This window comes from Enterococcus sp. DIV0840 (genome assembly GCF_050527835.1).
GTDB lineage: Bacteria > Bacillota > Bacilli > Lactobacillales > Enterococcaceae > Enterococcus_L > Enterococcus_L ureasiticus.
Genome location: NZ_CP172876.1, coordinates 2,429,514 through 2,456,446 on the forward strand (window position 1 = coordinate 2,429,514; position 26,933 = coordinate 2,456,446).

Genomic DNA, 26,933 nt, shown 5'->3' on the forward strand with positions numbered 1-26,933 from the left:
AAAAGGATAAAACCCAACTAAACGTTCGGGTTTTATCCTTTTTCACTATATTTATCTAAATTACGTTCACTAACGATCATATTTACTAAAGACATGATCACTGCCATTAAAATCGCTGCTCCAAAACTGGAAAAACCAAAATTCATCTCTCCAACAAAAGACGATGTCATTTTTAAAATCGCAGCATTCACAATGAAGCTAAACAAACCAAACGTAAGTAACGTAAACGGAAGCGACAAAATCGTCAACACAGGTTTTACTAGCATATTCAATATGGAAAGCACAAATGCTGCAATGACCGCCATCCAGATACTTCTCACATAAATCATATTCGGAAAAATTACTGAGAGTGAAACAAATGTCAACGTATTAACGATCAGACGTTGAAAGTATGTCATTAGAAGTCACTCCAGTCATCATCGTTGACTTTTTCCGCTTGTTTTCTTTGTTTGTGTTCATTTGCATATGGGTTGGGATTACGAGTATTTCTATTATACGGATTTTTATTTCCATAATTATCGTAATTTCTACTTCTACCAGATGGAAGCAATACAGCTAACGCAATGTAAAGCAAGAATCCTGGAAAACCTGCAGAGAAAATAGCAAGAATAACATAAATCACTCGTACGATGGTAGGATCGACACCGATCCACTCAGCAATACCTGCTAAGCTTCCTGTTAATACCACATTATTAGGAGATTTTGTTAATTGTTTTTTCATCTCTTTTCACCTCTCATCTTTAAAATTATACACTAAAATGGATACTGAGACAAAAGTTTTTTCTTTAAAAAAAAACTGAATTGTTGCCTTTTTGACCATTCTTTTTTTAATTTTTCCTGATCAAAAGCTAAGAGTTTTTCTCTTAACTTTTGTTCGAGGAATAGACACGTTTTATAGATTCACTGTTCTACACATTTATTTATCTGTGTCTTTTAAATAAATGTTTCCTGTTGTTGTAGAAGCATTGATTTGCGCCATATCATCATCATTTAATCGTCTAAATTGTAGCAATTGGTTGGTTCTTTCTTTCTTTTCACGAATAACTTCGTAATCACTTAAGCGACTATTGATACTACCTAAGCTTGTTTTTACTGTTCCTTCGACACCTAGTTCGTTCGGTAATGCGATTTTGACATTGCCATTTACAGAACTTGCTTCTACTTTACGTAGTGTCTTTTCTTTCGCAGTGATACGAACATCACCATTGATCAATGAAACACCGATCGTTTGAGGCGTTGCAGCAATCGTTACGGTTCCATTAATAGTTTCGATGATATTATCTAAAATTTCACCATCTAAGACTTTAATGTCCCCATTTACACCTTCGATTTCAAGCATTGTTGCATCGATTTTATTAAATGTGATTGAGCCATTTGTTGATTTAGTATAAACATCTTTTGCCTTCAATGATTCAACTGTGACATTTCCGTTTAATAATTTGATTGATACGTGATCAAATGTCCGTTCAGGTAAGTAGAAAATTAAGTCTGCGCGAACGCGTTTATTTGGAATTTGGAATGAAATCACTTCATCATCTACATCGATCTGACTTCTTTCTAAAAAGGCTTCAAGAGGTGTTTCAGCATCCATTTTACCATAAAGTTTGATTTTTCCTTCTACTTTCACATCTGGTTGATCCCATGTTTTGAATACAATATTTCCATTTGCAACTTTAACATCGATCAAACTTGCAAGTGGTGCTGGGTAATTAAATTCATGCTCAAATTTCGTTGTAGCAACACCAGGAACTTTAAAACTAACATCTTTCCATTCCATGTTATCATTCATTGTTTCTGAGAATGTGCTAAACGTTTTTTTAAGGAATGAACCTAATTGAGAACCCGCTTCACTCATTTTTTCTCCAACTTGATTGATTGTATCTGTTGCTTGATCTTTCCAATCATCAGGAATATCAAATTTTGAAGCGACACGATCTTTCGCACCAGACCATTGTTCTTTACGAATATTTTTCAATTCAGCTTCGAGAGCGATTTTCTCTTGAATTCGTTCATCTAAAGAATCTTCTAATGATTTGATCTCAGCTTCTAGAGATGCTCTTAACTCTAAATCTTCGTTTGTTAATTCGCTTAATTCTTCTTTAGTGTTTAGTTCCATCAATTTTTCTTGCGCTTCTTTGATTTCTTCTTTAACACCTGCAATTTCAGCATTGATTTCGTCTAACTCAACAGAGGCACGATTCGCTTCTGTTGCTAGATTATCTAGAATTTTTTCTAAGCGTTCATGATCTTCCGCTTCTTTTGCTTTAATATCTTCATCAGAAATTTCAGGTTCGACTACGTCTTCTTCCTTTTGATTTTCTAACTTATTTAATAAATCTACGACTTTATCATTCTCTTTTGTGCCAACAGTTGGATTCGTTACATTTACTTGGTCAGCAGCTTTTTTGATTTGTTTTTCATCTTTTTCTGTCGCCATGTTTTCTAATAATACTAAAGCTTCCTCTGAAGATAGGATACCTTTTTTAACTAAGTCTAATACTCTTTCTCTTTCTTTCATGGAAATTGCCTCCTTAGCAAATTTTTCACCCGAGGGTGTTTTCCTTATGTACCTATTATGCATTCTTTTTAGTTGTTTGTCATAGGACTTTAGAATGAATTTTAACCTGTACTTCCGTACGGTATCAAAAAATAATTATATAAAAGTCAAAAAAGGAAGAAGATCGCTCACTTTGAGTGTTATCCTCTTCCTTTAAATGTACTACACTAAACAGTCAATTATTCTGAAAGCTTCTATAGTAATAGTAAATAATCGATTATTTTTAAGAAATTTGTTTGTAAATTAATTTAGGCGCATTTACTTTGCCGCCAATTTGGATATTTTCTTTGATCATCGCTTCTACTTCTGCAACATCTTTTTTGTTTGCATGAATCGTTACAAGAGAATCGCCAACTTTAACATTATCACCAATTTTTTTGTTCAATACTAGACCAACAGCCAAATCAATTTCATCTTCTTTGGTTGCTCTACCGGCACCTAGTTTCATCGCTGCAACACCAATAGCATCCGCAACAATCTCAGATACAACACCCTCTTTATCTGCCGTTACTTCAAATGTATATTCAGCTCGAGGAAGTAAATCAGGATTTTTCACCCATTCTGGGTTCCCACCTTGATTTTTAACGAATACTGCAAATTTATCTAGAGCTGAACCATCTTCGATCACACCTAACAACATCTTACGTGCTTCGTCTAAAGAATCTGTTTTTTCTGCTAAAACAACCATTTGACTACCTAAAGTTAGGACTAGCTCAGTTAGATCTTCCGGTCCATTTCCTTTTAGCGTATCGATTGCCTCTTTAATTTCTAAAGAATTACCAATTGCCGCACCTAAAGGTTGAGACATATCAGAGATGATTGCCATTGTTTTTCTGCCAACAAGATTTCCGATACGAACCATTGCCTCAGCTAATTTTTCAGCATCTTCTTCTGTTTTCATAAATGCTCCAGCACCTGTTTTCACATCTAAAACAATTGCATCTGCACCTGCTGCAATCTTCTTACTCATAATAGATCCAGCAATTAAAGGAATAGAACTTACAGTTCCTGTCACATCGCGTAATGCATAGATTTTTTTATCTGCCGGTGTTAGATTTCCAGATTGTCCGATAACAGCGATTTTATCTTTATTGACAATATTAATGAATTCTTCATCGCTGATTTCAATATGGAACCCGTCAAATGATTCTAATTTGTCTAACGTTCCACCTGTATGACCTAAGCCACGACCTGACATTTTCGCAAAAGGAATATCTAACGCTGCAATGAGTTGAGCCAAAACTAATGTTGTTGTATCGCCAACACCGCCCGTAGAATGTTTATCCACTTTTACGCCTTCAATCCCTGATAAATCAATCACATCACCTGAATCAACCATCGCTAAAGTTAAGTTGGCAAGCTCTTCATCTGTCATATCTTGGAAATAAATAGCCATTAATAATGCACTTGCTTGATAATCTGGAATTGTTCCTGCAGTGTAACCATCAATAAAAAATTTAATTTCGTCTTTTGTTAATTCAAATCCATTTTGTTTCTTTTCAATAACGTCGACCATTCTCATTCTCTTCACCATTCCTTTTTTTTATTTTAAATCTCCTAAGAAACTGGTACCATATTCTGGCATGCCTACCTTGAAATTATCCGCAACTGTTGCACCAATATCAGAAAATGTTTTTCTTATACTTAATTCACTTCCATGTGCGAAACGCTTAGAATAGACTAATAATGGTACAAACTCCCTAGTATGATCTGTTCCTTTGTACGTAGGATCATTTCCATGATCTGCTGTAATAATTAATAAATCATCCTCTTTTAACTTAGCAAAAACCTCCGGCAAACGTTGATCAAATTCCTGCAATGCTTGTCCATAGCCTAAAGGATCTCTGCGATGCCCAAACACTGCGTCGAAATCGACTAGGTTTAAAAAACTCATGCCACGGAATTCTTTATCCAGTAATTCTATAAATTTATCCATACCATCCATATTTGAAACTGTACGAATACTTTGAGTAACCCCTTCACCATCAAAAATGTCGGATATTTTTCCTAGAGCGATTGAATCTAAGCCACTCTCTTTTAGTGTATCCATCACAGTTTTATCAAAAGGCTTTAAGGCATAATCATGGCGGTTAGCCGTACGTTTAAACGTTTCTTTAGATGTGCCTACAAAAGGTCTAGCGATAATACGACCAAGCATATATGGCTCGTCTCTCGTAATTTCCCGAGCGTATTCACAAATACGGTACAATTCTTCCAGCGGAATAATTTCTTCATTTGCTGCAATTTGTAAAACAGAATCTGCAGAAGTATAAACAATCAACGCACCTGTCTTAAGTTGTTCTTCGCCTAGTTCTTCAAGGATTTCTGTCCCGCTTGCGGCTTTGTTGCCGATAATGTCTCTTTTAGAGAACATTTTAATCTTTTCAAGAAGCTCATCTGGAAATCCATCTGGAAAAACTCTAAAGGGTTTATCAATATACAATCCCATAAGTTCCCAGTGACCAGTCATTGTGTCTTTTCCAGCAGACGTTTCTTGCATTTTCGTATGATAGCCCATAGGCACTTTTACTTTTTCTACACCAGCAATCTCTTTAATGTTAGACAAACCTAAAGCTTCCATGTTTGGCAAGTTCAGCCCATTCACCTCTCTAGCAATATGGCCTAGCGTATCTACATCAAAATCATCAAAGTCATTTGCATCAGGTGCTTCATCTATTCCTACTGAGTCCATTACAACAACATGTATCCTTTTAAATTCTTTCATTTCTTTTCACCTCATCAGTTAAACTTAAAAAATTAATAAAGTAATCCGATGATCGTCGCTGTTAAACAACTCACTAACGTTGCGCCGAATAATAATTTTATACCAAAACGTGCGACAACATTTCCTTGTTCTTCGTTCAGGCTTTTTACAGCACCTGATATGATACCGATTGAAGAAAAGTTTGCAAAAGAAACCAAGAAAACGGAAATAATTGCGGTTGTTCTACCAGTGAATTCTATCGAACTTGATGTTAAGTTCGTCATTGCGACAAACTCATTTGAAACTAGTTTAGTCGCCATAATACTTCCAGCATCTACGATCTCATTTGCTGGTATACCCATTAAGAATGCAAATGGCGCCACTAAATAGCCGATAATATCTTGGAATGAAATTCCAAAAATTCCTTTAAAAATTGCGTTGATCATCGTAATAACTGCCACAAATCCAATCAACATCGCAGCAACTGTAATCGCTACGTGGAATCCATCCATGATGTATTCACCTAACATTTCAAAAAAGGATTGCTCTTTTTCATCTTTTACTTCTAAAACATCTTCTTCTTCTGTTACTTCATACGGATTGATCACAGATGTGATGATAAATCCTCCGAATAGATTTAAAACGATAGCTGTCACGACGTATTGTGGTTTTAATAGAAACATATATGAACCTATAATCGCCATAGATACAGTTGACATCGCTGATGCGCATAAAGTATATAATCGATGTTTTGGTAACAGACCTAGTTGTTTTTTCACAGAAATAAATACTTCTGATTGACCTAAAATGGCTGAGGCAACCGCATTATATGATTCTAATTTCCCCATGCCGTTTACCTTACTTAAAGCAAGACCGATGTACTTCACAATAAAAGGAAGAATTTTAAAGTATTGTAAAATTCCAATCAACGCAGAAATGAAAACGATCGGTAATAAAACACCAATAAAAAATGAAGTTTCATCTGGGTTAATCAAACCTCCAAAAACAAAATTCACACCTTCAGCCGCGTATTGTAGTAAATTATCAAATCCTTTGGCAATTCCTTCTATAACGAAATTACCAACACTTGTATTTAACAATACAAACCCTAAAATAAATTGCAAAGCCAACATAATGATAATCGGCCTAAATTTAACCTTCTTGCGATCATTACTCGTTAACCATGCCAATCCAATAAAAAACAACAAACCTAGACAACCAATTAAATATTTCATCCTTATCCTCCAATTGAACTCGTTTACATTAACTTGTAAAAGTAAGCATATTGCTTACTTTATTTACTTTTAGTAGCCGTTACCTTGATCTGATGTGTCGCCAGAAACGATTGAAACGCCTGCACTTGCACCAATTCTTGACGCACCTGCTTCGATCATTGCTAATACTTCTTCTTTTGTACGAACACCACCAGAAGCTTTAACCCCAACATCAGGTCCTACTGTTTTTCTCATTAAGGCAATATCTTCTGTTGTTGCGCCACCAGTTGAAAAACCAGTTGATGTTTTAACAAAATCTGCGCCTGCTTTGACTGACAATTCAGAAACTGTTACGATTTCTTCTTTTGTAAGCAAACATGTTTCTAGAATCACTTTTACAAGAACATTTCCTGATGCTTCTACAACTGCGCGGATATCTGCTTCAACTGTCTCTAAATCACCAGATTTCAAGGCACCTACATTGATTACCATGTCAACTTCTGTAGCACCATTAGCAATAGCATTTTTTGTTTCAAAAGCCTTAGTTTCAGAAGTATTTGCTCCTAAAGGAAATCCAATCACGGTACAAACATCGACGCCAGATCCTTTTAATTCAGTACTAGATAATTTAACCCAATACGGATTCACACAAACGGAAGCAAATTGATATTCTTTTGCTTCTTGACAAAGTTTTACAATCATATCCTTTGTCGTTTCAGGTTTTAATGCTGTATGGTCAATCATTTTTTCAATAGTCATTATAACTCTCCTTTAGTTTTGATAAATGTATTATACACTCGACAAGAACATTTGTAAACACTATCATGAAATTATGTTCATTTTCAGATAAAAATAAGATGAAGCTAGGACATAACTCTACAAGTCACATCCCAGCCTCATCTTTTTTCATTACTTTTTATAGTTTCAATAATCCTTCAGCAGCAGTTTGATCAATGATTAATAAATTGGCATACTTTCCTGCCAAAGCGCCATCAATCGCTTCGATTTTTCGAGAACCACCAGCAACTAAAATCGCTTTTTCTTTTTCTCTTAGATCAGATAATTCGATGCCAATCGTCCGTTCGTTGATCTTCTGGCTGCAAATTTCACCATTACTGTCAAAAAAACGAGAACAAATATCACCAACTGCTTGTTCTTTAAGAAGCTCTTCCTCCTCATCACTAAAATAACCTAAACGAAATAACAACGCTTCATCTCTAACAGTTCCCACTGTAAATAGCGCAATATTGGCTTCTTTCCCTTTTGTGATGATTTTTTGGATATGGCGATCTTGTTCCACCATTTTTTTAACTTCTGCATTGTCAAAAATAACTGGTAACGGTAGTTGCACGGCAACAGTCTGAAAGGCTTTTTCAAATAACGTCAACGTTTCGTTGGCGTATGTATTCACATTAGAATGGCTGATTCCACCCTTCAGTTGAACAATTTCTACGCCAACTCTTTCCTGAGTGTTAAGTTTTCTTGCCACTTCATACATCGTCGTTCCCCAACTAACGCCCAAAATATCACCATTTTTAATCGTTTCTTCCAGATACTCAGCTGCATAAGACGTCAGATACTCTGTGATTACCTGATAATTTGTTTCAGGTGAAAATACAACATGTACTTCTAACAAGTCATATTTTTCTTTGAGTTGTTTTTCAAGCTCAAACAAATCGGAAAAAGGATCTGAGATCGTAATCTGGACAAAGCCCTTTTCCTTAGCATAATTCAGCAATCTAGAAATGGTTGGACGGGAAAGCTCTAATTTTTTTGCAATTTCCTGCTGACCTAGACCGGATTGATAATACAATCTAGCCGCTTCAATACTAAGTTGTTGTTTTTGTTTATCCATATTTATAGTCCGTTCTTTTCATTTTCTTCAATTATAGCAAGAAAAAATTAGGAAAACAAACCACACTACGTTAGTTAATTAAATAAATACGTCTAAATTCTTCAACTTTTTCTTTGTCAAAGTTTAAACATTCCGCTGCATACTTTTCTGCGGTACCAAAATGTTTCTCAATTAAATGGAATGCATGATCCAAATAATCTTCTTTTACATAAAGCGCTGTTGCTAAAGATTCCAAGTGTTCTTCACTAAAGCCTTGCTCTCTATAGTTCTGAATCAGTTCATCATTTGCTTTTTTTCTTTCTGTATTTGTTACTAGGAAATCTTTATAAATCTCTTCTTTTTCTACATCTAGCAATAATAATAATAAAGCTGAAGCGTAGCCTGTACGGTCTTTCCCAGCAAAACAGTGGAAAATCGTTGATCCGTTTTTATTCGCTAAGATATAGTCCATAAATTCTGTAAAGCCTTCTTGTGCGCCTGGATTTAAAATTAAATCTTCATAAACACCTAGCATATGCTTATCAACAGCTTCAATCGACTTTAACTTAGAAAAATCAGCTAAACTCGAATTTTTAGCGTTCATTTTCCCAAGTAAATCTAAATTGATATATTCCACATCCTCGATTGGTGTGTCTGGTGACTCACTGATTTCAAACTCACGTCTAAAATCAATGATTCTTGTTAAATTAAAAGTATCGATCAATTTTGTTTGTGTTTTTTTGTTTAAATTGACTAAATGACCTGAACGTAGTAATCTCTTTGGTTTAACTGTTTTTCCTTCTTTATTTTTAATGCCGCCTAAATCTCTAAAATTCGTAATTTGTGTATTCATATAGTTATTCCACCTTTATCCGTTTACTTTTTTTCTTCTTTTTTCTTCTGCCAATGCTACACTTCCCAAAAGAACCACAATAATTACAATTGAAATATAGAAAATAATAAATGTATCGTTCCAACCATGCAGCACGTGACCAAAGAAATTCACACCATTTTTAGACGGATCAGAAATTTTAGCTAATAAAATTTTGGCCATTGAATCACCGAATAAATAGGCAAAGGCGCCCAACAATCCTCCTGAAACAACCGTTGCTTTTTTTGGCACAAATCCTAACATAGATAAATTGATCAATAGTTGTGGACCAAAAACCATCATACCTAACATAAATAGTGAGACATTGATCACAAGTTCTGTCGTACCAAGTTGGTAACCAATAATACCAATTGGCAATAAAAAAGTGCTGATTGTAGCGACCAAAGCTGGACGTCCTTTAAGTAGATCAGAGATATACCCCCAAGCTAAGCAACCAACTAAAGCACCCATTTCAAAATAGAAAATCGTTTGAGCTGCTGCTTCTTGTGAAAAGTTAAGATGTTCTGTCACGTATAATGGTGCCCAATTATCGATCCCAATGCGAACAATATAGACGAAAAACGTTTGCTACACATAAAATCCAAATATACGGATTCGTTAATAAATACTTTTTAAAAATTTCCCATTTCGTTAAATTTTCAGCATCCACATTTGCCTCTTCAATCGGTTCACCAAAAATCTCTTCACTTGAATTCCAGCCCAGATCTTCTGGTCTGTTTTTACCGATAAAAAATGTCACTACAGCAACGATTGCTGCGACGATTGCTGGAATAATAAACATCCCTGCGACTTGTCCTTTGAAGAATGTCGTTGCACACCAAACTGCAAAAATCCCTGCAAAACCACCACCGATATTGTGAGAAGCATTCCATAAACCAATATATCTCCCACGATTATTTCTTGTTGTCCATTGTGTGATAACAGAAGCACTACTTGGTCCGCCTACACATTGAGATAATCCATTTAACGACCATAAAACAATGATCCACCCCATTGGCACATTATTCATCGTAAATAATAATCCCAAACATAAAACAGTGATCGAAGATAATAACAACAAGATGGACAAGATTTTCTTTGTGTTTTTACCATCTACAATGTAACCAACAATAAATTTACCAAATCCATAAACAATCGAAAACACAAAACCAATGTACCCTAGATCTGTTGTCGTAAGACCTAGTTGACTTTTCAATAATGGCTGAGCTGCCTTAAAGTTATTTCGTATCATATACATCGTGATGTAGATAACTACTACAACTAAGAACGGTTTCATAAATTCTTTAAACCATCTTTTTCTTTGTTCAGCGATCGTTAGCTGATTTGTATTACCCACTTGACTATTTATTTCTTCCAAATTTTTCACCTCAAACAAAATAATTATAATGGTTAGCGCTTTCCAATATAATTGTATGATACATCTTGTATGAAATAATGTAAATACATTAATGAAATTTTGTTCAAAATGATGATCTTTGTTTTCCAGCTTTTTTATAAAAAAATACCCTCGACAATTTATCGAAGGTACTTTTTTACTTTTTATTCATCGTGATTACTGTTTAATTCTGTGATTTTACCTGTTGCAAGATAGACAATCCATTCACAGATATTTGTCACATAATCCCCAATACGTTCTAAATATGTTGCCACATGAAGATAATCCGTTCCGCTAATAACAGTTTCTGGATTTGACTGCATTGCCTTGATTGAGTGGCTATAAATACTGTCAAAGTACTCATTCACACGAGTATCCATTTTAGCGATCATTCTAGCATCTTTTTGATCAGTTTTTACGTATGCAATCAGCACATTATCTACCATTTTCTTCACGTAGTCAGACATGTCAGAAATTTCTTTTTCAATTTCAGGAATTCTTGTCTCACCCTTTAGTCGAATCGTTGATTTTGCGATCGATACAGCATGATCTGCCATTCTTTCTAAATCAGAACTAGCTTTCATAACGGTGATAATCATTCTTAAATCAGTCGTTACCGGCTGTTGTAAAGCGATCATTTCAAAGCTTTTCTTTTCCAGTTTGACTTCCATATCATTGATTTCTACATCGTAATCAATAACTTCTTGAGCTATTTTTTTATCGTGATTGATATAAGCACGTACAGATTTATGTACCACATTACTTACCATCATGCCCATTTCATAAAATTGATTATGAAGATTTAATAGTTCTTCTTCAAATTGACTGCGCAACATGTGTGTTCCTCCTTTTTTTTAACCAAATTTTCCAGAAATATAATCTTCTGTTTGTTTTTCTTTAGGATTCAGGAATATCTTCTTCGTATCATTAAATTCTATCAATTCGCCTTGCAAAAAGAAAGCTGTTTTATCAGAAATCCGTGAAGCTTGAGACATATTGTGGGTCACCATGATCATCGTATACTTTTCTTTCAGTGTTAAAAGCATATTCTCGATTTTACCACTTGAAACTGGATCAAGTGCACTTGTAGGTTCATCCAATAAAATAATTTCAGGATCAACCGCCAAAACACGAGCGATACAGACACGTTGTTGTTGTCCGCCTGATAAAGACAAGGCACTTTTATGCAGTTTATCTTTCACATCTTCCCAAACAGACGCTGCTTTTAAACTGTTTTCTACCGCTTCATCTAGAACTTGTTTATCCTTCTCACCTTTTAAACGTAAGCCATAAATCACATTTTCATAGATTGAAAATGGGAAAGGATTTGGTTGTTGAAATACCATACCGATTTCTTTACGTAAATCTACGATATCTGTTTTCGGACCATAAATATCTTTGCCTTTGTATACCACACTTCCTGTGATTGTCACGCCTGGAATCAAATCATTCATTCGATTCAATGAACGTAGATACGTCGATTTCCCACAACCAGATGGTCCGATCATAGCAGTGATTTCCCCTTGATTGATGCTCAAGTCGATCCCCTTTAAGGCTTCTTTTTTACCGTAATATAAATGCAAATCTTTTGATGAAATAATTTCTTTTGTCATCTTGCTCCTCCTAACCAAAATGTCCAGAAACGTAGTCTTCTGTCGCTTGAATTTTTGGTCGTGTAAAGATTTTTCTTGTTTCATCGTATTCGATCACTTTACCTAAGTAGAAAAAGGCGGTGTAATCACTGATACGGGCAGCTTGCTGCATATTATGGGTTACGATAATGATCGTATAATCATCTTTTAAATTCACTAATGTTTCTTCGACTTTCCCAGTTGAAATCGGATCTAAAGCACTAGCTGGTTCATCTAAAAGTAAAATATCCGGCTTCATGGCGATAGCTCTGGCAATGCATAAACGCTGCTGTTGACCACCAGACAACGCTAATGCACTTTTGTCTAAATTATCTTTGACTTGTTCCCAAAGCGCTGCTTGTTTTAAACTCGTTTCAACAATTTCATCTAGCTTTTTCTTATCTTTTTCACCATGTTGTTTTAAAGCAAATGTGATATTCTCATAGATCGATTTACTGAATGGATTAGGACGTTGAAATACCATACCGATTCGTTTACGCATTTCATAAACATCGACTTCTTTGGTATTCACATTTACATCCTTATACATGATATTCCCAGTTACTTTGGTATTAGCGATCCCATCGTTCATCCGATTCAAAGAACGTAAATACGTCGATTTGCCGCAACCAGATGGTCCGATCAAGGCAGTGATTTTATTTTTCTCAAACTCTAGATCCACACCTTTGATGGCTTCATTATCACCATACCAAACATGTAGATCATCGGTATGCAAAGCAATTGGTTCTGGTAGTTTTATGATATTTGTGTCGTTTAAATTATATTCTTTCATTCTGATTCCCCTAACATTAGGCTGATGTCATTCTTTTATATAATCTGTTTCCGATAAAACGTGCGCCGAAATTAAAGAGTAAAACGACTAAAATCAGAACAGCAGAAGCACCCGCAGAAACAGCAGCACCATCTGGCATTGTGCCTTCTGTATTGATTTTCCAAATATGAACAGCTAACGTTTCAGCTTGACGGAAAATACTGATTGGACTTGATACACTTAGCGGATTCCAATTACTGAAATCTAATGCTGGTGCACTTTGTCCTGCAGTATAAATCAAAGCAGCCGCTTCACCGAAAATTCTTCCTGAACTCAAGATCACTCCTGTTAAAATACCTGGTAAAGCTTCTGGAACAACTACTTTTAATACCGTTTCCCAACGAGATAAGCCTAAAGACAAGCCTGCTTCTCGTTGTGTATAATGAACGGCTTTTAACGATTCTTCAACATTTCTTGTCAATAAAGGCAGATTGAAAAATGTTAATGCCAGTGCTCCTGAAATAATTGAAAAACCATAACCAAGCTGCACTACAAAAATCAAGAAACCAAACAAACCAACGACTACTGACGGAAGTGAGCTTAAAATTTCGATGGAAGTGCGGATTACATCTGTTACCCAGTTTTTCTTCGCATACTCAGATAAATAAATACCTGCACCCAACGAAATAGGAAAACTAATCAGCATCGTGATCAATAATAAGTATAGCGAGTTAAATAATTGAATGCCGATACCGCCGCCTGCTTGGTAGGCTTTGGAAGGTTTTGTTAAAAAGTCCCAAGAAATATGCGGAATACCACGAATTAAAATATAAAGGAGCAGTGCTGCCAAAATCAAGACAATCACGCCTGAAATAGCATATAAGACGCCTGTTGCAAATTTATCTGCTTTTTTTGCATTCATTATTTCAAGGCCCCTTTCCTACCAATGATTCGAATAATAATATTAAAGAATAATGACATCAACAATAGGATCAACGCCAGTGACCACAGCACATTGTTTTCGACTGTTCCCATAATTGTATTTCCGATCCCCATCGTTAAAATACTTGTTAACGTTGATGCTGGAGTCGTTAAACTTGATGGCATGATTGCTGCATTTCCGATAACCATTTGAATCGCTAAAGCTTCACCGAAGGCACGTGCCATTCCAAAAACGACCGCTGTTAAAATCCCAGGCACCGCAGCTCGTAAAACAACTTTGTAAATTGTTTGCCAGCGCGTCGCACCTAGTGCTAACGATGCTTCACGATAATGACGAGGAACTGACTTTAACGCATCCACTGTCATCGTTGTAACGGTTGGTAAGATCATGACAAATAGGACAAATGTCCCAGCCAATATCCCAAAACCTGTACCACCAAAAATCGAACGAATAAAAGGTACGATCACAGATAATCCAATAAAACCATAAACAACTGATGGAATCCCAACTAATAGTTCAATAACTGGTTGTAAAATTTTTGAACCTTTTTTAGGTGAAATCTCTGTCATAAACACAGCTGCACCAATCGCAAAAGGTGTTGCGATGATTGCAGATAAGAATGTTACGATAAAAGAGCCCGCAATCATTGGCAAAGCGCCTACCATTGGTTTACCATCTGTTCCTGTTTCACTTGGATTCCAATTTGTCCCGAATAAAAAGTCGGATACTTTAATTTTATTTGTAAAAAAAGTCGCTAAACCTTTACTTGCCACAAAATAAAAGATCGATAAAACAACCAAAACAATCAAAGCGATACAAAGAAAACTAATAAATTTTCCTCGTTGTTCCATTTTTGCGCGCTTTGATTTTGTTAACAATTTCTTCTGCACATCTTCCAAGAAAATTCCTCCTTATTTTAAAAGCGCAGCAGGCTCGTTCAGTTCTGACAGGAAAATAGGAAAAATGATTGAGGTGCTTTTTACCTCACTCAGTTTTTATCTTTTTCCCGAAGAGCTAGCCTGCGAAGCTAGATAGCATTAAAAGCGTAACGGGCTCGCTAAGCTCTGACAGAAAAATAGGAAAAATAGACTGTGACGCTTTTTGTCACATTCTATTTTTATCTTTTTTCCGAAGAGCTAGCCCGTGAAGCTAGATAGCATTAAAAGCGTAACGAGCTCGTGCAGCTAGACAGCATTATGTTCACTTAGCTCTGCTAGGAAAATATGAGGATGGCAATTATGACCAATTTCATATTCTATCTTCCCCAAATAAATCCGCAACATGCTCAACACTTTCCATAATAAAATCAGTGTAACTTTTTAACATAAATTTGTGTTTAATAACATGTAAATCTTATGTTAACTTTGTAAATTTTGTGTAAAGGTCGATTATTTGATAAGATTTCCCTGCCAATCCCGTTCTACTTCCATTTTAGAAACAGGAATATACCCTAATTGAGCGATGATTTTTTCCTGAACATCATCTGATAACATAAATTCCAAAAATTCATCCGTCAATTGCTTTGGTTTTCCTAATGTATACATATGTTCATATGACCAAATTGTCCATTTATTCGTTATAACATTGTCGTCAGTTGGTTTTACACCATCAATACTTAATGTGTTAACTTCGTCATTAACATAAGAAAAAGCAGTATAACTAATTGCTCCTGGCGTATCAGCAACAATGGAGCGTACCATTCCACTTGAGTCTTGCTCTTGGGCTTGGATCGCAGTTTTACCATCTAATACCCAACGTTCGAAAGTCACACGTGTACCACTTCCTGCAGCACGATTCAGCATAACGATAGGAATATCTTTTCCACCGATTTCTTTCCAGTTCGTTATTTCACCTAGAAAGATTTTTCTAAGATTTTCTAATGAAATATCTGATACGCCAACATTCTTGTTAACGATTGGTGTAATTCCTGCTACAGCAACCTTATGATCTGTCAATTTAGATGCGTCAATTCCCTTTTTCTCTTCGGCAAACAAATCCGAGTTTCCAATATCCACTGCACCAGACTGAACTTGGCTCAACCCTGTACCGCTTCCGCCTCCTTGAACATTAACGAAACGTCCTGGATTTTGATTTTGAAACTCCTCAGCCGCAGTTTCAACTAAAGGTTGTAATGCTGATGAGCCGACTGCTGTGATCGATTCACCTCGATCGATCCACTTAGCGCAACCTGATAAAGTTAGTACTCCAATTAGACTAAAAAATAATAGCATTTTCTTTTTCATTTATCTGATAATCCTCCAAACTCAATTCAATCAATTCATTTTAACATTAACTGTTTCAGTTGAAAATTATAAGTTTCTGCAATCGGTATTTTTTTAGAATAAAATAACAGATTGAACTCTTAAAAAGCAAAAAAAGACAAAGCAAAAAGTACAACTGATTCTCCAGATTGCACTTTTTGCACTAATTTATAATAATGGTGAAATTAGACGAGCTAAGCCTTCTTTCAATTTGATGAGTACACCACGATTGCGGTATTTTTCTTCTGTTAACAGTTCAGATACTTTAGAATCCTCGTAAAAAGCATTTCGCACTTCTTTTGAAAATTTTTGATCATAAATAATTGTATTGACTTCAAAATCAAGTCGAAACGAACGAACGTCAATATTTGCTGACCCGACAGACACAATTCCACCATCTATGATCATTGTTTTAGCATGAATAAATCCATGTTCATAGGTTTCGATAATCGCGCCATACTCTAATAGTTCCGCTGAAAATGAGTATGTCGCCCAATAGACAAGCATATGATCTGGTTTATTGGGTATTTGCATTCGCACTTTTACACCTGATAATAAGGCTAATTTTAACGCTTCATGAATTGAGGCATCCGGTATATAATATGGCGTTTGGATTAATATTTCTTTTTTGGCAATTGAAATCATCTTTAAATACGTCATCTTGATTTGTTCATGCTCTGAATCTGGACCGCTAGTCACCACTTGAACTGCTTTTTTTCCATCAGAATAAATGGGTGGAAAATAAGCAGCATCGTAGCTTAATTCTTTTCGATGTTGCGAATTCCAATCCATCAAAAAACGATTTTGTAGGCTATAAACAGCCTCGCCATGAATCCGTAAATGATTGTCTCGCCAATAACCAAATTTTTTAACTTGACCAAGATATTCATTTCCAACATTAAATCCACCTGTATAGCCAATTTTCCCATCAATCACCACAATTTTTCGGTGATTCCGATAATTGATTCTTGGATTTAAATAGGGAACAAATAATGGAAAGAAAAACGCAATTTCTCCACCAATTTTCTTTAGTTCTTCAAAAAATTTCATATTTACTTGTGTTGAACCCCAAGCATCTAAAAGCAAGCGAACTTTTACGCCCCTTTTCACGGCATTGATCAATTCTTGTCGAATTTCTTTTCCTAAAGTATCGCCACGATAAATGTAATATTCCATATGAACATGATCTTTAGCTTGTCGAATGTCTTCGATTAAGCCGTCAAATTTCTCCCGTCCATCTGTATACAAACGTACCTCATTATTTGTTGTATATAATGAGCTTTCAAAAATGGTCAACATATAAATCAACTGCTTTGAATCCACTTCTCCTGTTGGTGGATGGGGAAATAACCCTCTTAATAATGATTGTTTCTCAAATTCTATTTCAGCATTCATCCCGATTTTAGCCTGCATTTTCATATCAAATATCTTATCTTTTGAGATACCTCGACCTAAGAAAATATAAAGGATAAAGCCCAAAACAGGAATAAACATCAATACCAAAAGCCAAGACCATGTCTGAGCTGTTTGTTTCCGTTCTCGAAAAACAATAACTAACGATAATAGCATATTAGCAATAAAAATAATAACAAATAAATTATCATATAAAAATTTCATTTACGCACCCCAATCACTTCACTCATACATCCCCAGTAAAGCATAACCAACTTATGAAAATAAGTAAAGAAAAAGCAGACAAAAATGTCTGCTTTGGCTTCACTAAATTTTTAAGAAACGACGCATTGAGATGATCGATCCAAGTGATCCTATCGTCATTCCAATAACGATCATTAGTAAATCGATTTGCCAAACAAAAGATTCAGGTTTTAATAGTGAATAATTTGAACTTAGCAACTGCGGGTTGAACAAGGTATAGAATTTTTGATAACCAAACGTTAACACTAAAATTGGAATAATTGATCCTATTAAACCAATCCAAGCACCTTCTATAAAGAATGGCCAACGAATATACCCATTTTTTGCTCCTACCAAACGCATGATTTGAATTTCTCTTTGACGAGAAAGAATCGTAATACGAATCGTGTTAGAAATCAAGAAAACTGCGACAAACAATAGTAAAATTGCGGCACCCAATCCCCATGTTCTAACTTTACCTGCAATACTGAAAATCTTATCTGAAGAAACACCACCATAATCTGCTTTAAATACATTCGGCAGTTTTGCGGCTTTCGCTGAGATTTCCTTTGTATCTGATGGTTCTTTTGCACTTACATAATACACATCGTACAATGGATTACTGTCACCTTCAAATAAGTTCCAAGCTTCACCCATTTGTTTTTGGATTTTCTTTAATTGCTTATCTTTGTTTGAATATGAAATTGTTTCAACATTGTCTATTTTGTTTAGTTCTTTTTCTAGTTTTTGCATTTCATCTGGTGTTGTACCGATGTCAACGAAAACCGAAACTGTTACGTTTTCTTCGATGTCTTTTGCTAATTTTGTTGCATTAAAAATTACTGCCATAAAAATCCCAACAAGGACTAAAGTAATCGTAACAGCACTGGCTGAAGCAATTGTCATCCACCCATTACGTTTTAAACTTTTGATACTTTCTAGGACATGAGAAAAGAACGTTCTAATCATCGTAGCCATATTCTCCTTCCGCTTGGTCTCGAATAATTCGGCCATTTTCGATGGCGATTACGCGATGACGGATCGTGTTTACAATCGTGCTGTTATGTGTTGCCATAACAACGGTTGTTCCTTGTGCATTGATCCGGTCTAAAAGTTTCATGATTTCCCATGAGTTTTCTGGATCAAGATTTCCTGTTGGTTCATCAGCGATTAGAACTTTAGGTGTATTTACGATTGCACGAGCAATCGAAACACGTTGTTGTTCGCCACCAGACAGTTCACTTGGAAACACTCGAACTTTATGTTTTAAACCAACAAGATCAAGAACTTCCATTACTCTTTTCTTGATATCTCTTGGCTTACGTCCAACAACTTGCATAGCGTAAGCAACATTTTCATATACAGTCTTCTTCGTTAATAATTTATAATCTTGAAAGACAATACCGATCTCTCTTCTAAGGTAAGGAACTTCTGCATTTTTTATTTTCATTAAATCATGACTTGCAACTTTTAAACGTCCCTTAGTTGCTTTTTCTTCACGGTACATCAATTTAATGAATGTTGATTTTCCGGCTCCGGAAGGCCCAACAACATAAACGAATTCACCTTGTTTTATTTCTACTGAAATATTTCGGATAGCAGTTGTACCATTCGAATATTTCTTCATTACATCTTTCATTTCAATCATGGCGTATTCTCTCCATCTCTGTTTTCTAGACTATCAATCATTATAACATGACTTTGTTTCAAGGCTCTTTCAACAGTTTACAATTTTGTTTCATTTCTGTGAATAGATCAATTTAATTTTTGTTTCAAATAAGCATCAATGAAGCCATCTAAGTCTCCATCCATTACTGCCTGTACATTTCCCGTTTCGTAATTAGTACGATGGTCTTTGACCATTGAATAAGGGTGGAAAACATACGAACGAATTTGCGAACCCCAGCCGATCTCCAACTGTTCACCGCGTAAAGCTGCTGCCTCCTGCGCTTTTTTATCCATTTCTAATTGATAAAGTTTTGCTTTAAGCATTCCCATCGCTTGCTCTCGGTTTTTTAATTGTGAACGTTGCGCTTGACTGGCAACAACCGTTCCAGTAGGTATGTGGGTGATTCGAACAGCTGATTCTGTCTTATTAATATGTTGTCCCCCAGCGCCACTGGCACGATAGGTATCAACTTTTAAATCATCTGTATTGATATCGATCTCAACAGTTCCATCCAATTCAGGCATGATATCAACTGAACAAAAAGAAGTGTGACGACGTTTGGCTGAATCAAATGGTGAAATCCGTACTAAACGATGAACACCTTTTTCAGATTTTAAATACCCATACGCATTATATCCTTTAATTAAAAGCGTAACACTTTTAATGCCTGCTTCGTCTCCTGATTGATAATCTAATGTTTCTACTTGAAACCCGTGACTTTCAGCCCAGCGTGTATACATTCGAAGCAACATACTGCCCCAATCTTGTGATTCAGTACCCCCAGCGCCTGGATGAAGTTCCATGATAACATTATTTTTGTCATAAGGCTCGTTTAACAATAAGGAAAGTTCATAAATACTTAGCTTTTCTTTTAAAGCTAGTAAACGTTCTTCCAATTCTTCTTGCGTATCTGAATCGTATTCTTCTTGCTGCATCTCACTCATGATTTCCAATTCTTCTAGTTCATCTGCAAATTGATGAAATTGCTGATATTTTTCTTTATAGGAATTGGTTTCGTTGATCAATTGTTGTGCCGTTTCTGAATTATCCCAAAAACCAGGCTCTGCCATTCTGTTTTCAGCTTCTGCAATGTCTTCTTCTAACTGATCTAAGTCAAAGAGACCCCCTGAAGCTTGTGATCGATTGATTCATTTCATCTAAAATAGTTCGGATTTCAGCATTTTCCATGATATTTTCTTCCTTCCATTTTCAATACTTTGTAACACAACAAATGAAGGCGAGGCGAACGCCTCACCTTCATCAATTTTTAAAGACCTTTACCGTGGCAATTTTTGTATTTCTTACCACTGCCGCATGGACAAGGATCATTACGGCCTATTTTTTCATCAACATGAATTGGTTGCTTTTTAGCACTTGTATTGCTTTGAGGTTCTTCTTCATCTGATGGATGAACGGCTTCCCCTTGCGCTACTTGTTCACGTTGAACATTTTGACGAATTTCTGATTTCATGAATAGACGAGTTACTTCGTATTCGATTGCTCCGATCATTTCTTCAAACATATTGTAGCCCTCTGTTTGATATTCAACTAATGGATTATTTTGTCCGTAAGCACGTAAGCCCACTGATTGACGTAATTGATCCATTGCATCAATATGATCTGTCCATTTTGTATCTACTACACGTAGAATAACAACTTTTTGGAATTCCAAAATTTGTTCTGGACCATTTAATTGTTCTACTTTGACATCATAGACTTCTTGCGCACGTTTTACTAAATACTCTTTGATTTCTTCTGGTGATTTGCCGTCTAAATCTGCTTTAGAAATAGAGTCTTCATGAACTAATGTTGAAGAAGCGAAATCAACGATACCATCAAGATTCCAATTTTCTTTTTCTAATTGAGTATGGCTATCAACAACGCGAGTGATTGTACGTTTTACCATATTTAGTAATGTTTCAGTCAACTCTGTATCTTCCATGATGACTTCTTGGCGTTGTGCATAGATAACTTCACGTTGCTCACGCATTACATCATCATATTGCAAGACATTCTTACGTGTATCATAGTTATTTCCTTCAACACGTTTTTGAGCTGATTCTACTTGTTTACTTAACATTTTGCTTTGGATTACAGCATCTGATTCTTCAATATTCATGCGATCCAAGAATGCTTTGATTCGTTCTGAACCAAAACGTTTCATCAAATCATCTTCAAGTGATAGATAGAATTGAGAAACCCCAGGATCTCCCTGACGACCTGCACGTCCACGCAATTGATTATCGATACGGCGTGATTCATGACGCTCAGTACCGATTACAGCTAAACCACCTAGTTCGACAACACCAAGACCAAGCTTGATATCAGTACCACGACCAGCCATATTAGTAGCAATCGTAACCGCACCCTTTTGACCAGCATTCATAATGATTTCAGCTTCTTTAAAGTGATTTTTGGCGTTCAATACTTCATGAGGTACTTTTTCTTTATTTAATAACTCTGATAATAACTCTGAAGTTTCAACAGCAACTGTACCAACTAAGACTGGTTGACCATTATGGTAACGTTCTTTAATGTCTTGGACAACAGCTTTAAATTTACTTTGCAGTGTTGGATAAAGTAAATCTGCACGGTCATCACGAATGATTGGACGGTTTGTTGGAATTTGGAAAACTTGAATATTGTAGATTTCACGGAATTCTTCTTCTTCCGTTTTAGCAGTACCAGTCATCCCAGCTAATTTCTTATACATACGGAAATAGTTCTGGAATGTAATTGTTGCCATTGTTTTTGTTTCATCTTCGATTTCTACGCCCTCTTTGGCTTCGATCGCTTGGTGTAAACCATCTGAGTAACGGCGACCATCCATGATACGACCAGTAAATTGGTCAACGATCAATACTTTACCTTCTTGAACAACGTAATCAATATCTCTAAGCATGATAAAATTCGCACGTAAGGCTTGATCCATATGGTGAGTCAAAGCTGTATTTTCAATATCATAGAGGTTTTCTAAACCAAAGTTTTCTTCTGCTTTTTCGATACCCGCTTCTGTTAAACTAATTGTTTTAGATTGAACATCGATTTTGTAATCTTCTTCTTCTTTTAAACGTTTAACAAAATTATCTGTACGTGTATAAAGCGCAGTTGATTTTTCTGCTTGTCCAGAAATGATCAACGGTGTACGCGCTTCATCGATTAGGATTGAATCGACCTCATCCACAATCGCATAATTCAATGGACGTTGTACCATTTGGTTACGGTAAACAACCATGTTATCACGTAAATAATCAAAGCCTAATTCGTTATTTGTACTATAGGTAATATCACAATTATAGGCATCACGCTTTTCTTCTGACGTTTTTGAGTTGATATTCAGACCTACCGTTAAGCCTAAGAAATTATACAATTCACCCATCTCATCAGAGTCACGAGTTGCTAAATATTCATTGACCGTTACAACATGAACCCCTTCGCCAGTCAATGCATTTAAATAAACCGGCATTGTAGCTGTCAAGGTTTTACCTTCACCAGTTCTCATTTCAGGGATATTCCCATCATGTAAGACAATACCACCCATTAATTGAACGCGGTATGGATACAATCCTAAGACACGTTTCGCCGCTTCACGGACAACCGCAAAAGCTTCTGGTAATAATTGATCTAGCGTTTCACCTTTTTGGTAGCGAGCTTTAAACTCATCTGTCTTTGCCTTTAATTCTTCATCGCTCAATGCTGCAATAGCTGAAGCGTGAGATTCCACTTGTCCAGCAATACCATCCAAGCGTTTTAGTTCCTTTTTATCATTTTCGATCATCTTTTTTAAAAAATTAGCCATGTTTTTAAGTGTTCCTTTCAATAAACTCTATTTATTTTTTGCACTAAATGCACAATCATCCTTTCTATTTTATCACTAGTTGCTAAGAAAGGAAATAACTTCTCTTAATATTAATAATATATTATATCATCTTTTATGTACATATGCTTAAAACAAGTAAAAGAGACTTCGGCAAAACGTATGCCGTCCTGCTTCAGTCTCTTAAAAATCGACTATTCGAAAGTAACTGACCTTTGATAACAATTCTGTTAAAAATCTCTATTGCCATAAAGCAACTAGAGATTTTTAGCTATTCTTCGTTAAATAAAGGACAATTTACTCAGTCATTTAACTTAGTCTGTTTCGATTAAACCATATTTGCCATCTTTACGACGGTAAACAATGCTGGTTCCGTTTGTTTCTGAATCTTCAAAGATAAAGAAGTTATGTCCTAACATGTTCATTTGTAAAACAGCTTCTTCACTATCCATTGGTTTTAATGAAAGACGTTTTGTACGAACAATGTCTAATTCTGGCGTTTCATCAGGTGTTTCTTCACCATTTAAGAAAATAGCTGCTTTAGCAGTATTCATCCCAGTTTCACGAGATTTACGGTTAATTTTTGTTTTAAATTTACGAATTTGTCGTTCTAATTTATCTACAACTAAATCAACACTTGCATATAAATCAGGTGATGTTTCTTCAGCACGTAAAACTAAATAAGGTAGAGGAATAGTAACCTCGACTTTTGCTGTTTTTTCAGTGTAGACTTTTAAGTTTACATGAACAGTCGCTTCAGGTGAATCACTGAAATAACGTTCTAGTTTACCAACTTTTTTCTCTACATAGTCTCGGATTGCTTCAGTAACTTCGATGTTTTCTCCACGCACATTATATCTAAACATAACGATTACCCCTTTCATCTGCCACTAAAGAAGGAATAAAAGGACCACTCTGTTATCCTTCTTCTTAATTCTATTATAACGAATTATATTACTTTTGCCAACAGAATTGCGGTCGATTTTTTATTTTAATTATTCTTTTATCTCGCGACAGAAAACGTATACAGTTTTGAAGGAGCATTTTCCAAAATAACTTGGGCTGCATGGAAAATCGTTCGACCTGTTGTATAAATATCATCCACTAAAAGAATGTCTTGATTTAAGACAGCTTTTTGCCCTTCTAATGTTAATTTGAAAGGTTGCTTTAAATTCATTCGATCTTTTCTTGTTTTTTGTACTTGAGATATGCCATCTGCAAAACGCACAAGATAGGGCTGATATGGAATATTTGCAGCTGCCAACAATCCTTCAACTTGATTAAAACCTCTGACCTTCATTCGTTCAGTTGAAATCGGCATTGGAATCACTAAAAAGTTCTTTTTTTGCTTAAAGTACGTCTGTAAAAAATCCATGAAACTATATCTAAGTCTATAATTCCCTTTGAATTTATATTCCTCAAACCATTCTTGCATCGCTTGATTGTAGGTAAAAAGAGCTTCATGATGAAAATCATAATTTGGATAACATTGTTGCCATTTCACACAGTCCCCACAATACAGACTATTTGACGGACGCTGACAGCCATAACAGCACTCTTTTTTTTCCAGTAATTGAAATTCTTTGGCACAGTTGGAACATAATTGTTCAGATACTATTTTTTTCGGCAAAAAAATTTCCTGAATTGTTAAATTTCTACTGATCGTTTGACTACAATAATTACATTTCATCTATCAATCCCCGTTCTATCCCTAAAGTATTCATTTTTTTAATCTGCTTGATCGCTTCTTTCATAGACTTCGTACAGCCATCATGCAAAAACCAGACTTCTCCTGCAGTATATTCTTTTCTTCGGTCGACCCTACCAGCAATTTGAACAAGAGCTGAGGTTGCAAAAACAGCATGATTTGCTCCTAAAACGATCACGGAAACACCATCAAATGTTACACCTCGTTCTAGTATGGTCGACGTCATAAGAATTCGATACTCCTTATTTCTCATCTTCAAGACCTTTTCTAACCGCTCTGGATCCTGAGAATGAACGCAGGCTAAAGGTACTTTTGGAAATTTTTTTTCTACTGCTTCCTTTAACTTTTCCATCAAAGAAATACTGGGGCAAAAAATCAAAACATCATTTTTAGTCACTAGTGTACGAATTTTGGTTACTAACGTTTTAGGACTGTTGCCTTTTTTAATTTTCTCATGCCATCGAGAACACCATTTCATCTTAGGAACAGGTAGGATTCTTCTATGGTAACGCGCTGGTAAAATGCTAGTCTTTAATTGATTTTGAGCTGTTTTTTTAGTTAACTCTTTGGTTGGTGTTGCGGTGAGATAAACAAGTGAACTATTTTTCTTGATTGCTTGATTTACACCATACTGCAGCAGGGGATTATCGACAAAAGGAAAAGCATCTACTTCGTCGATAATCAATACATCAAATGCTTGAAAAAAGCGTAATAACTGGTGGGTTGTGCATACTAAAAGTTTAGTATAACGATAGCGTTCTTCCATCTTACCATGAAGAAGAATCGCTGGTTCATCTGGAAAAACGGCTTGGATTCTAGGGTACAGTTCCAGACAAACATCAACTCTAGGTGAAGCAATAGCCACTCGATAGCCAGATTCTAAAGAATGATGAATCGCTTTAAACAGCATTTCTGTCTTACCCGCACCCGTAACCGCCCAAATCATTCTAGATTCGCCTTTCTTGACTGAAGCTACTAAATCATTTGATACTGCCTGTTGCCCATCAGTGAGTTGCCCTTTCCAAGCAAAATCGACTGTTCTTTTGACAGGATTTGGTTCAGGTAAATGGTAAAAATCCTGACTGGTATCCACTCTGCCTAATTGAATACACTCTGGACAAAAATAATGACCATTGACCAATTGAACGATACTCTTATTCTGAACCTGTCCACAGCGTAAACATTGAATTGTTTTTTCATTCACTTCCTGCATCGTCAATAGCTTTTGACTCTGTTCTTCTGCTGCTTCAATATTCTCAATTTCTTTTTTCAAGACTTTTCTTCCCCATAATTCTTGCATTTGTCCCCTCCATAATTAAATTACGCAATTTCTATTCACTATTTTTTCTTTATTTGTTCTATCGTTGTTTAGAACATCATAAAAAGCTCGACTAATTTACCGTTTCAGTAAATTAGTCGAGCTTTCATTTAGTATGCATAGATTCTAAAATCTTTCTTCATTTTCAAGAGAACAAAAAAAGTGAGTCAAAACTTACATCATGTTTTGACTCACTTATTGTATTAGTTATTTCCAATCAAATTCAATGCTTGTTGTAGCACTTTTTCCCCATTCATCATGCCATAATCTGCCATATTGATTACTTCTAAAGGAATTCCTTTAGGTTCTAAACGTTTTTCAAAATCGCTTTTCATAAATCTAACTTGAGGACCCAATAATAACACGTCTACAGGTTTACTCTCTAAATTGTTATCTGCATCTGAAGCTGATACTGCAAAAATATCCGTATCCAAGCCTTGTGCATCAGCAGCTTTTTGCATTTTTGTTACGAGCAAACTTGTACTCATTCCAGCAGAACATACAAGCATAATTGTTTTTTTAGCCATGGTAGCCATCTCCTTTTTTTTAACTAATAACATAACACATTTTATATTCTCTTTAACTTTAGTATAGTAAAAAACT

General features: G+C 35.6%; 26 protein-coding genes. All 26 read right to left on the reverse strand.

Features of this window, described 5'->3' with window-relative positions:
* Nucleotides 1–32: 32 nt before the first annotated feature.
* Nucleotides 33–398: a phage holin family protein gene (locus tag IGL98_RS11550; RefSeq protein WP_069646682.1), complete on the reverse strand. Its 366-nt coding sequence runs from the start codon at nt 396–398 to the stop codon at nt 33–35.
* Complete coding sequence (locus tag IGL98_RS11555) at nt 398–721, reverse strand: PspC domain-containing protein (protein ID WP_206843294.1); 324 nt, start codon at nt 719–721, stop codon at nt 398–400. The genes IGL98_RS11550 and IGL98_RS11555 overlap by 1 nt, the downstream gene beginning before the upstream one ends.
* 195 nt (nt 722–916) lie before the next feature.
* Nucleotides 917–2,518, reverse strand: a complete 1,602-nt coding sequence (gene liaX, locus IGL98_RS11560) for a daptomycin-sensing surface protein LiaX (RefSeq protein WP_206911447.1) — start codon at nt 2,516–2,518, stop codon at nt 917–919.
* Between the two features lie 262 nt (nt 2,519–2,780).
* The gene (locus IGL98_RS11565; protein WP_206843292.1) at nt 2,781–4,079 is read right to left on the reverse strand and encodes a pyrimidine-nucleoside phosphorylase; all 1,299 of its coding nucleotides are present in this window, start codon (nt 4,077–4,079) and stop codon (nt 2,781–2,783) included.
* A 21-nt stretch (nt 4,080–4,100) separates the two neighbouring features.
* Nucleotides 4,101–5,282, reverse strand: coding sequence for a phosphopentomutase (gene deoB, locus IGL98_RS11570; RefSeq protein ID WP_206911446.1), 1,182 nt, complete (start codon nt 5,280–5,282; stop codon nt 4,101–4,103).
* A gap of 32 nt (nt 5,283–5,314) precedes the next feature.
* Nucleotides 5,315–6,496, reverse strand: coding sequence for a NupC/NupG family nucleoside CNT transporter (locus IGL98_RS11575; RefSeq protein WP_206911445.1), 1,182 nt, complete (start codon nt 6,494–6,496; stop codon nt 5,315–5,317).
* Between the two features lie 69 nt (nt 6,497–6,565).
* Entirely contained in the window at nt 6,566–7,234 is a 669-nt protein-coding gene (gene deoC, locus IGL98_RS11580) for a deoxyribose-phosphate aldolase (protein ID WP_206911444.1), read from the reverse strand.
* Nucleotides 7,235–7,391: 157 nt separating this feature from the next.
* Nucleotides 7,392–8,330: a sugar-binding transcriptional regulator gene (locus IGL98_RS11585; RefSeq protein WP_206911443.1), complete on the reverse strand. Its 939-nt coding sequence runs from the start codon at nt 8,328–8,330 to the stop codon at nt 7,392–7,394.
* Between the two features lie 70 nt (nt 8,331–8,400).
* The gene (locus IGL98_RS11590; RefSeq protein ID WP_206843287.1) at nt 8,401–9,162 is read right to left on the reverse strand and encodes a tyrosine-protein phosphatase; all 762 of its coding nucleotides are present in this window, start codon (nt 9,160–9,162) and stop codon (nt 8,401–8,403) included.
* 15 nt (nt 9,163–9,177) lie between these two features.
* Nucleotides 9,178–9,711, reverse strand: coding sequence for a hypothetical protein (locus IGL98_RS11595; RefSeq protein WP_242590051.1), 534 nt, complete (start codon nt 9,709–9,711; stop codon nt 9,178–9,180).
* Nucleotides 9,712–9,727: 16 nt separating this feature from the next.
* Nucleotides 9,728–10,558: an MFS transporter gene (locus IGL98_RS11600; RefSeq protein WP_242590050.1), complete on the reverse strand. Its 831-nt coding sequence runs from the start codon at nt 10,556–10,558 to the stop codon at nt 9,728–9,730.
* A 182-nt stretch (nt 10,559–10,740) separates the two neighbouring features.
* A complete protein-coding gene (phoU, locus tag IGL98_RS11605) occupies nt 10,741–11,412 on the reverse strand; it encodes a phosphate signaling complex protein PhoU (protein ID WP_206843285.1) in 672 nt (223 codons plus the stop codon).
* An 18-nt stretch (nt 11,413–11,430) separates the two neighbouring features.
* A complete protein-coding gene (gene pstB / locus IGL98_RS11610; RefSeq protein WP_010760782.1) occupies nt 11,431–12,189 on the reverse strand; it encodes a phosphate ABC transporter ATP-binding protein PstB in 759 nt (252 codons plus the stop codon).
* Between the two features lie 10 nt (nt 12,190–12,199).
* Nucleotides 12,200–13,000 carry a phosphate ABC transporter ATP-binding protein PstB gene (pstB, locus tag IGL98_RS11615; protein WP_069646693.1) on the reverse strand — a complete coding sequence of 267 codons (801 nt, stop codon included), beginning with the start codon at nt 12,998–13,000 and terminating at the stop codon, nt 12,200–12,202.
* Nucleotides 13,001–13,016: 16 nt separating this feature from the next.
* Nucleotides 13,017–13,901 carry a phosphate ABC transporter permease PstA gene (gene pstA / locus IGL98_RS11620; RefSeq protein WP_206843284.1) on the reverse strand — a complete coding sequence of 295 codons (885 nt, stop codon included), beginning with the start codon at nt 13,899–13,901 and terminating at the stop codon, nt 13,017–13,019.
* Entirely contained in the window at nt 13,901–14,821 is a 921-nt protein-coding gene (gene pstC, locus IGL98_RS11625; protein ID WP_206843283.1) for a phosphate ABC transporter permease subunit PstC, read from the reverse strand. The genes pstA and pstC overlap by 1 nt, the downstream gene beginning before the upstream one ends.
* 489 nt (nt 14,822–15,310) lie before the next feature.
* Nucleotides 15,311–16,165 carry a phosphate ABC transporter substrate-binding protein PstS gene (locus IGL98_RS11630; RefSeq protein WP_206911442.1) on the reverse strand — a complete coding sequence of 285 codons (855 nt, stop codon included), beginning with the start codon at nt 16,163–16,165 and terminating at the stop codon, nt 15,311–15,313.
* Between the two features lie 186 nt (nt 16,166–16,351).
* Entirely contained in the window at nt 16,352–17,800 is a 1,449-nt protein-coding gene (gene cls / locus IGL98_RS11635) for a cardiolipin synthase (RefSeq protein WP_206843277.1), read from the reverse strand.
* 102 nt (nt 17,801–17,902) lie between these two features.
* Nucleotides 17,903–18,787, reverse strand: a complete 885-nt coding sequence (ftsX, locus tag IGL98_RS11640) for a permease-like cell division protein FtsX (protein ID WP_069646698.1) — start codon at nt 18,785–18,787, stop codon at nt 17,903–17,905.
* Nucleotides 18,780–19,466, reverse strand: a complete 687-nt coding sequence (gene ftsE / locus IGL98_RS11645) for a cell division ATP-binding protein FtsE (protein ID WP_010760775.1) — start codon at nt 19,464–19,466, stop codon at nt 18,780–18,782. The genes ftsX and ftsE overlap by 8 nt, the downstream gene beginning before the upstream one ends.
* Before the next feature lie 107 nt (nt 19,467–19,573).
* Nucleotides 19,574–20,675 (reverse strand): peptide chain release factor 2 gene (gene prfB / locus IGL98_RS11650; protein ID WP_206843275.1). Its coding sequence is split into 2 segments (ribosomal slippage): nt 19,574–20,602 and nt 20,604–20,675, totalling 1,101 coding nucleotides; the frame shifts between segments, so codons are not numbered across the junction.
* A gap of 79 nt (nt 20,676–20,754) precedes the next feature.
* Nucleotides 20,755–23,286, reverse strand: coding sequence for a preprotein translocase subunit SecA (gene secA / locus IGL98_RS11655; RefSeq protein WP_206843273.1), 2,532 nt, complete (start codon nt 23,284–23,286; stop codon nt 20,755–20,757).
* A 332-nt stretch (nt 23,287–23,618) separates the two neighbouring features.
* Entirely contained in the window at nt 23,619–24,170 is a 552-nt protein-coding gene (hpf, locus tag IGL98_RS11660) for a ribosome hibernation-promoting factor, HPF/YfiA family (RefSeq protein ID WP_010760772.1), read from the reverse strand.
* A 137-nt stretch (nt 24,171–24,307) separates the two neighbouring features.
* Nucleotides 24,308–24,994 carry a ComF family protein gene (locus IGL98_RS11665; protein ID WP_206843269.1) on the reverse strand — a complete coding sequence of 229 codons (687 nt, stop codon included), beginning with the start codon at nt 24,992–24,994 and terminating at the stop codon, nt 24,308–24,310.
* Complete coding sequence (locus IGL98_RS11670) at nt 24,984–26,312, reverse strand: DEAD/DEAH box helicase (protein ID WP_206843268.1); 1,329 nt, start codon at nt 26,310–26,312, stop codon at nt 24,984–24,986. The genes IGL98_RS11665 and IGL98_RS11670 overlap by 11 nt, the downstream gene beginning before the upstream one ends.
* A 221-nt stretch (nt 26,313–26,533) precedes the next feature.
* Nucleotides 26,534–26,857 (reverse strand): PTS sugar transporter subunit IIB, encoded by a 324-nt coding sequence (locus tag IGL98_RS11675; RefSeq protein WP_069646703.1) that lies wholly within the window; start codon nt 26,855–26,857, stop codon nt 26,534–26,536.
* Between the last annotated feature and the right edge of the window lie 76 nt (nt 26,858–26,933).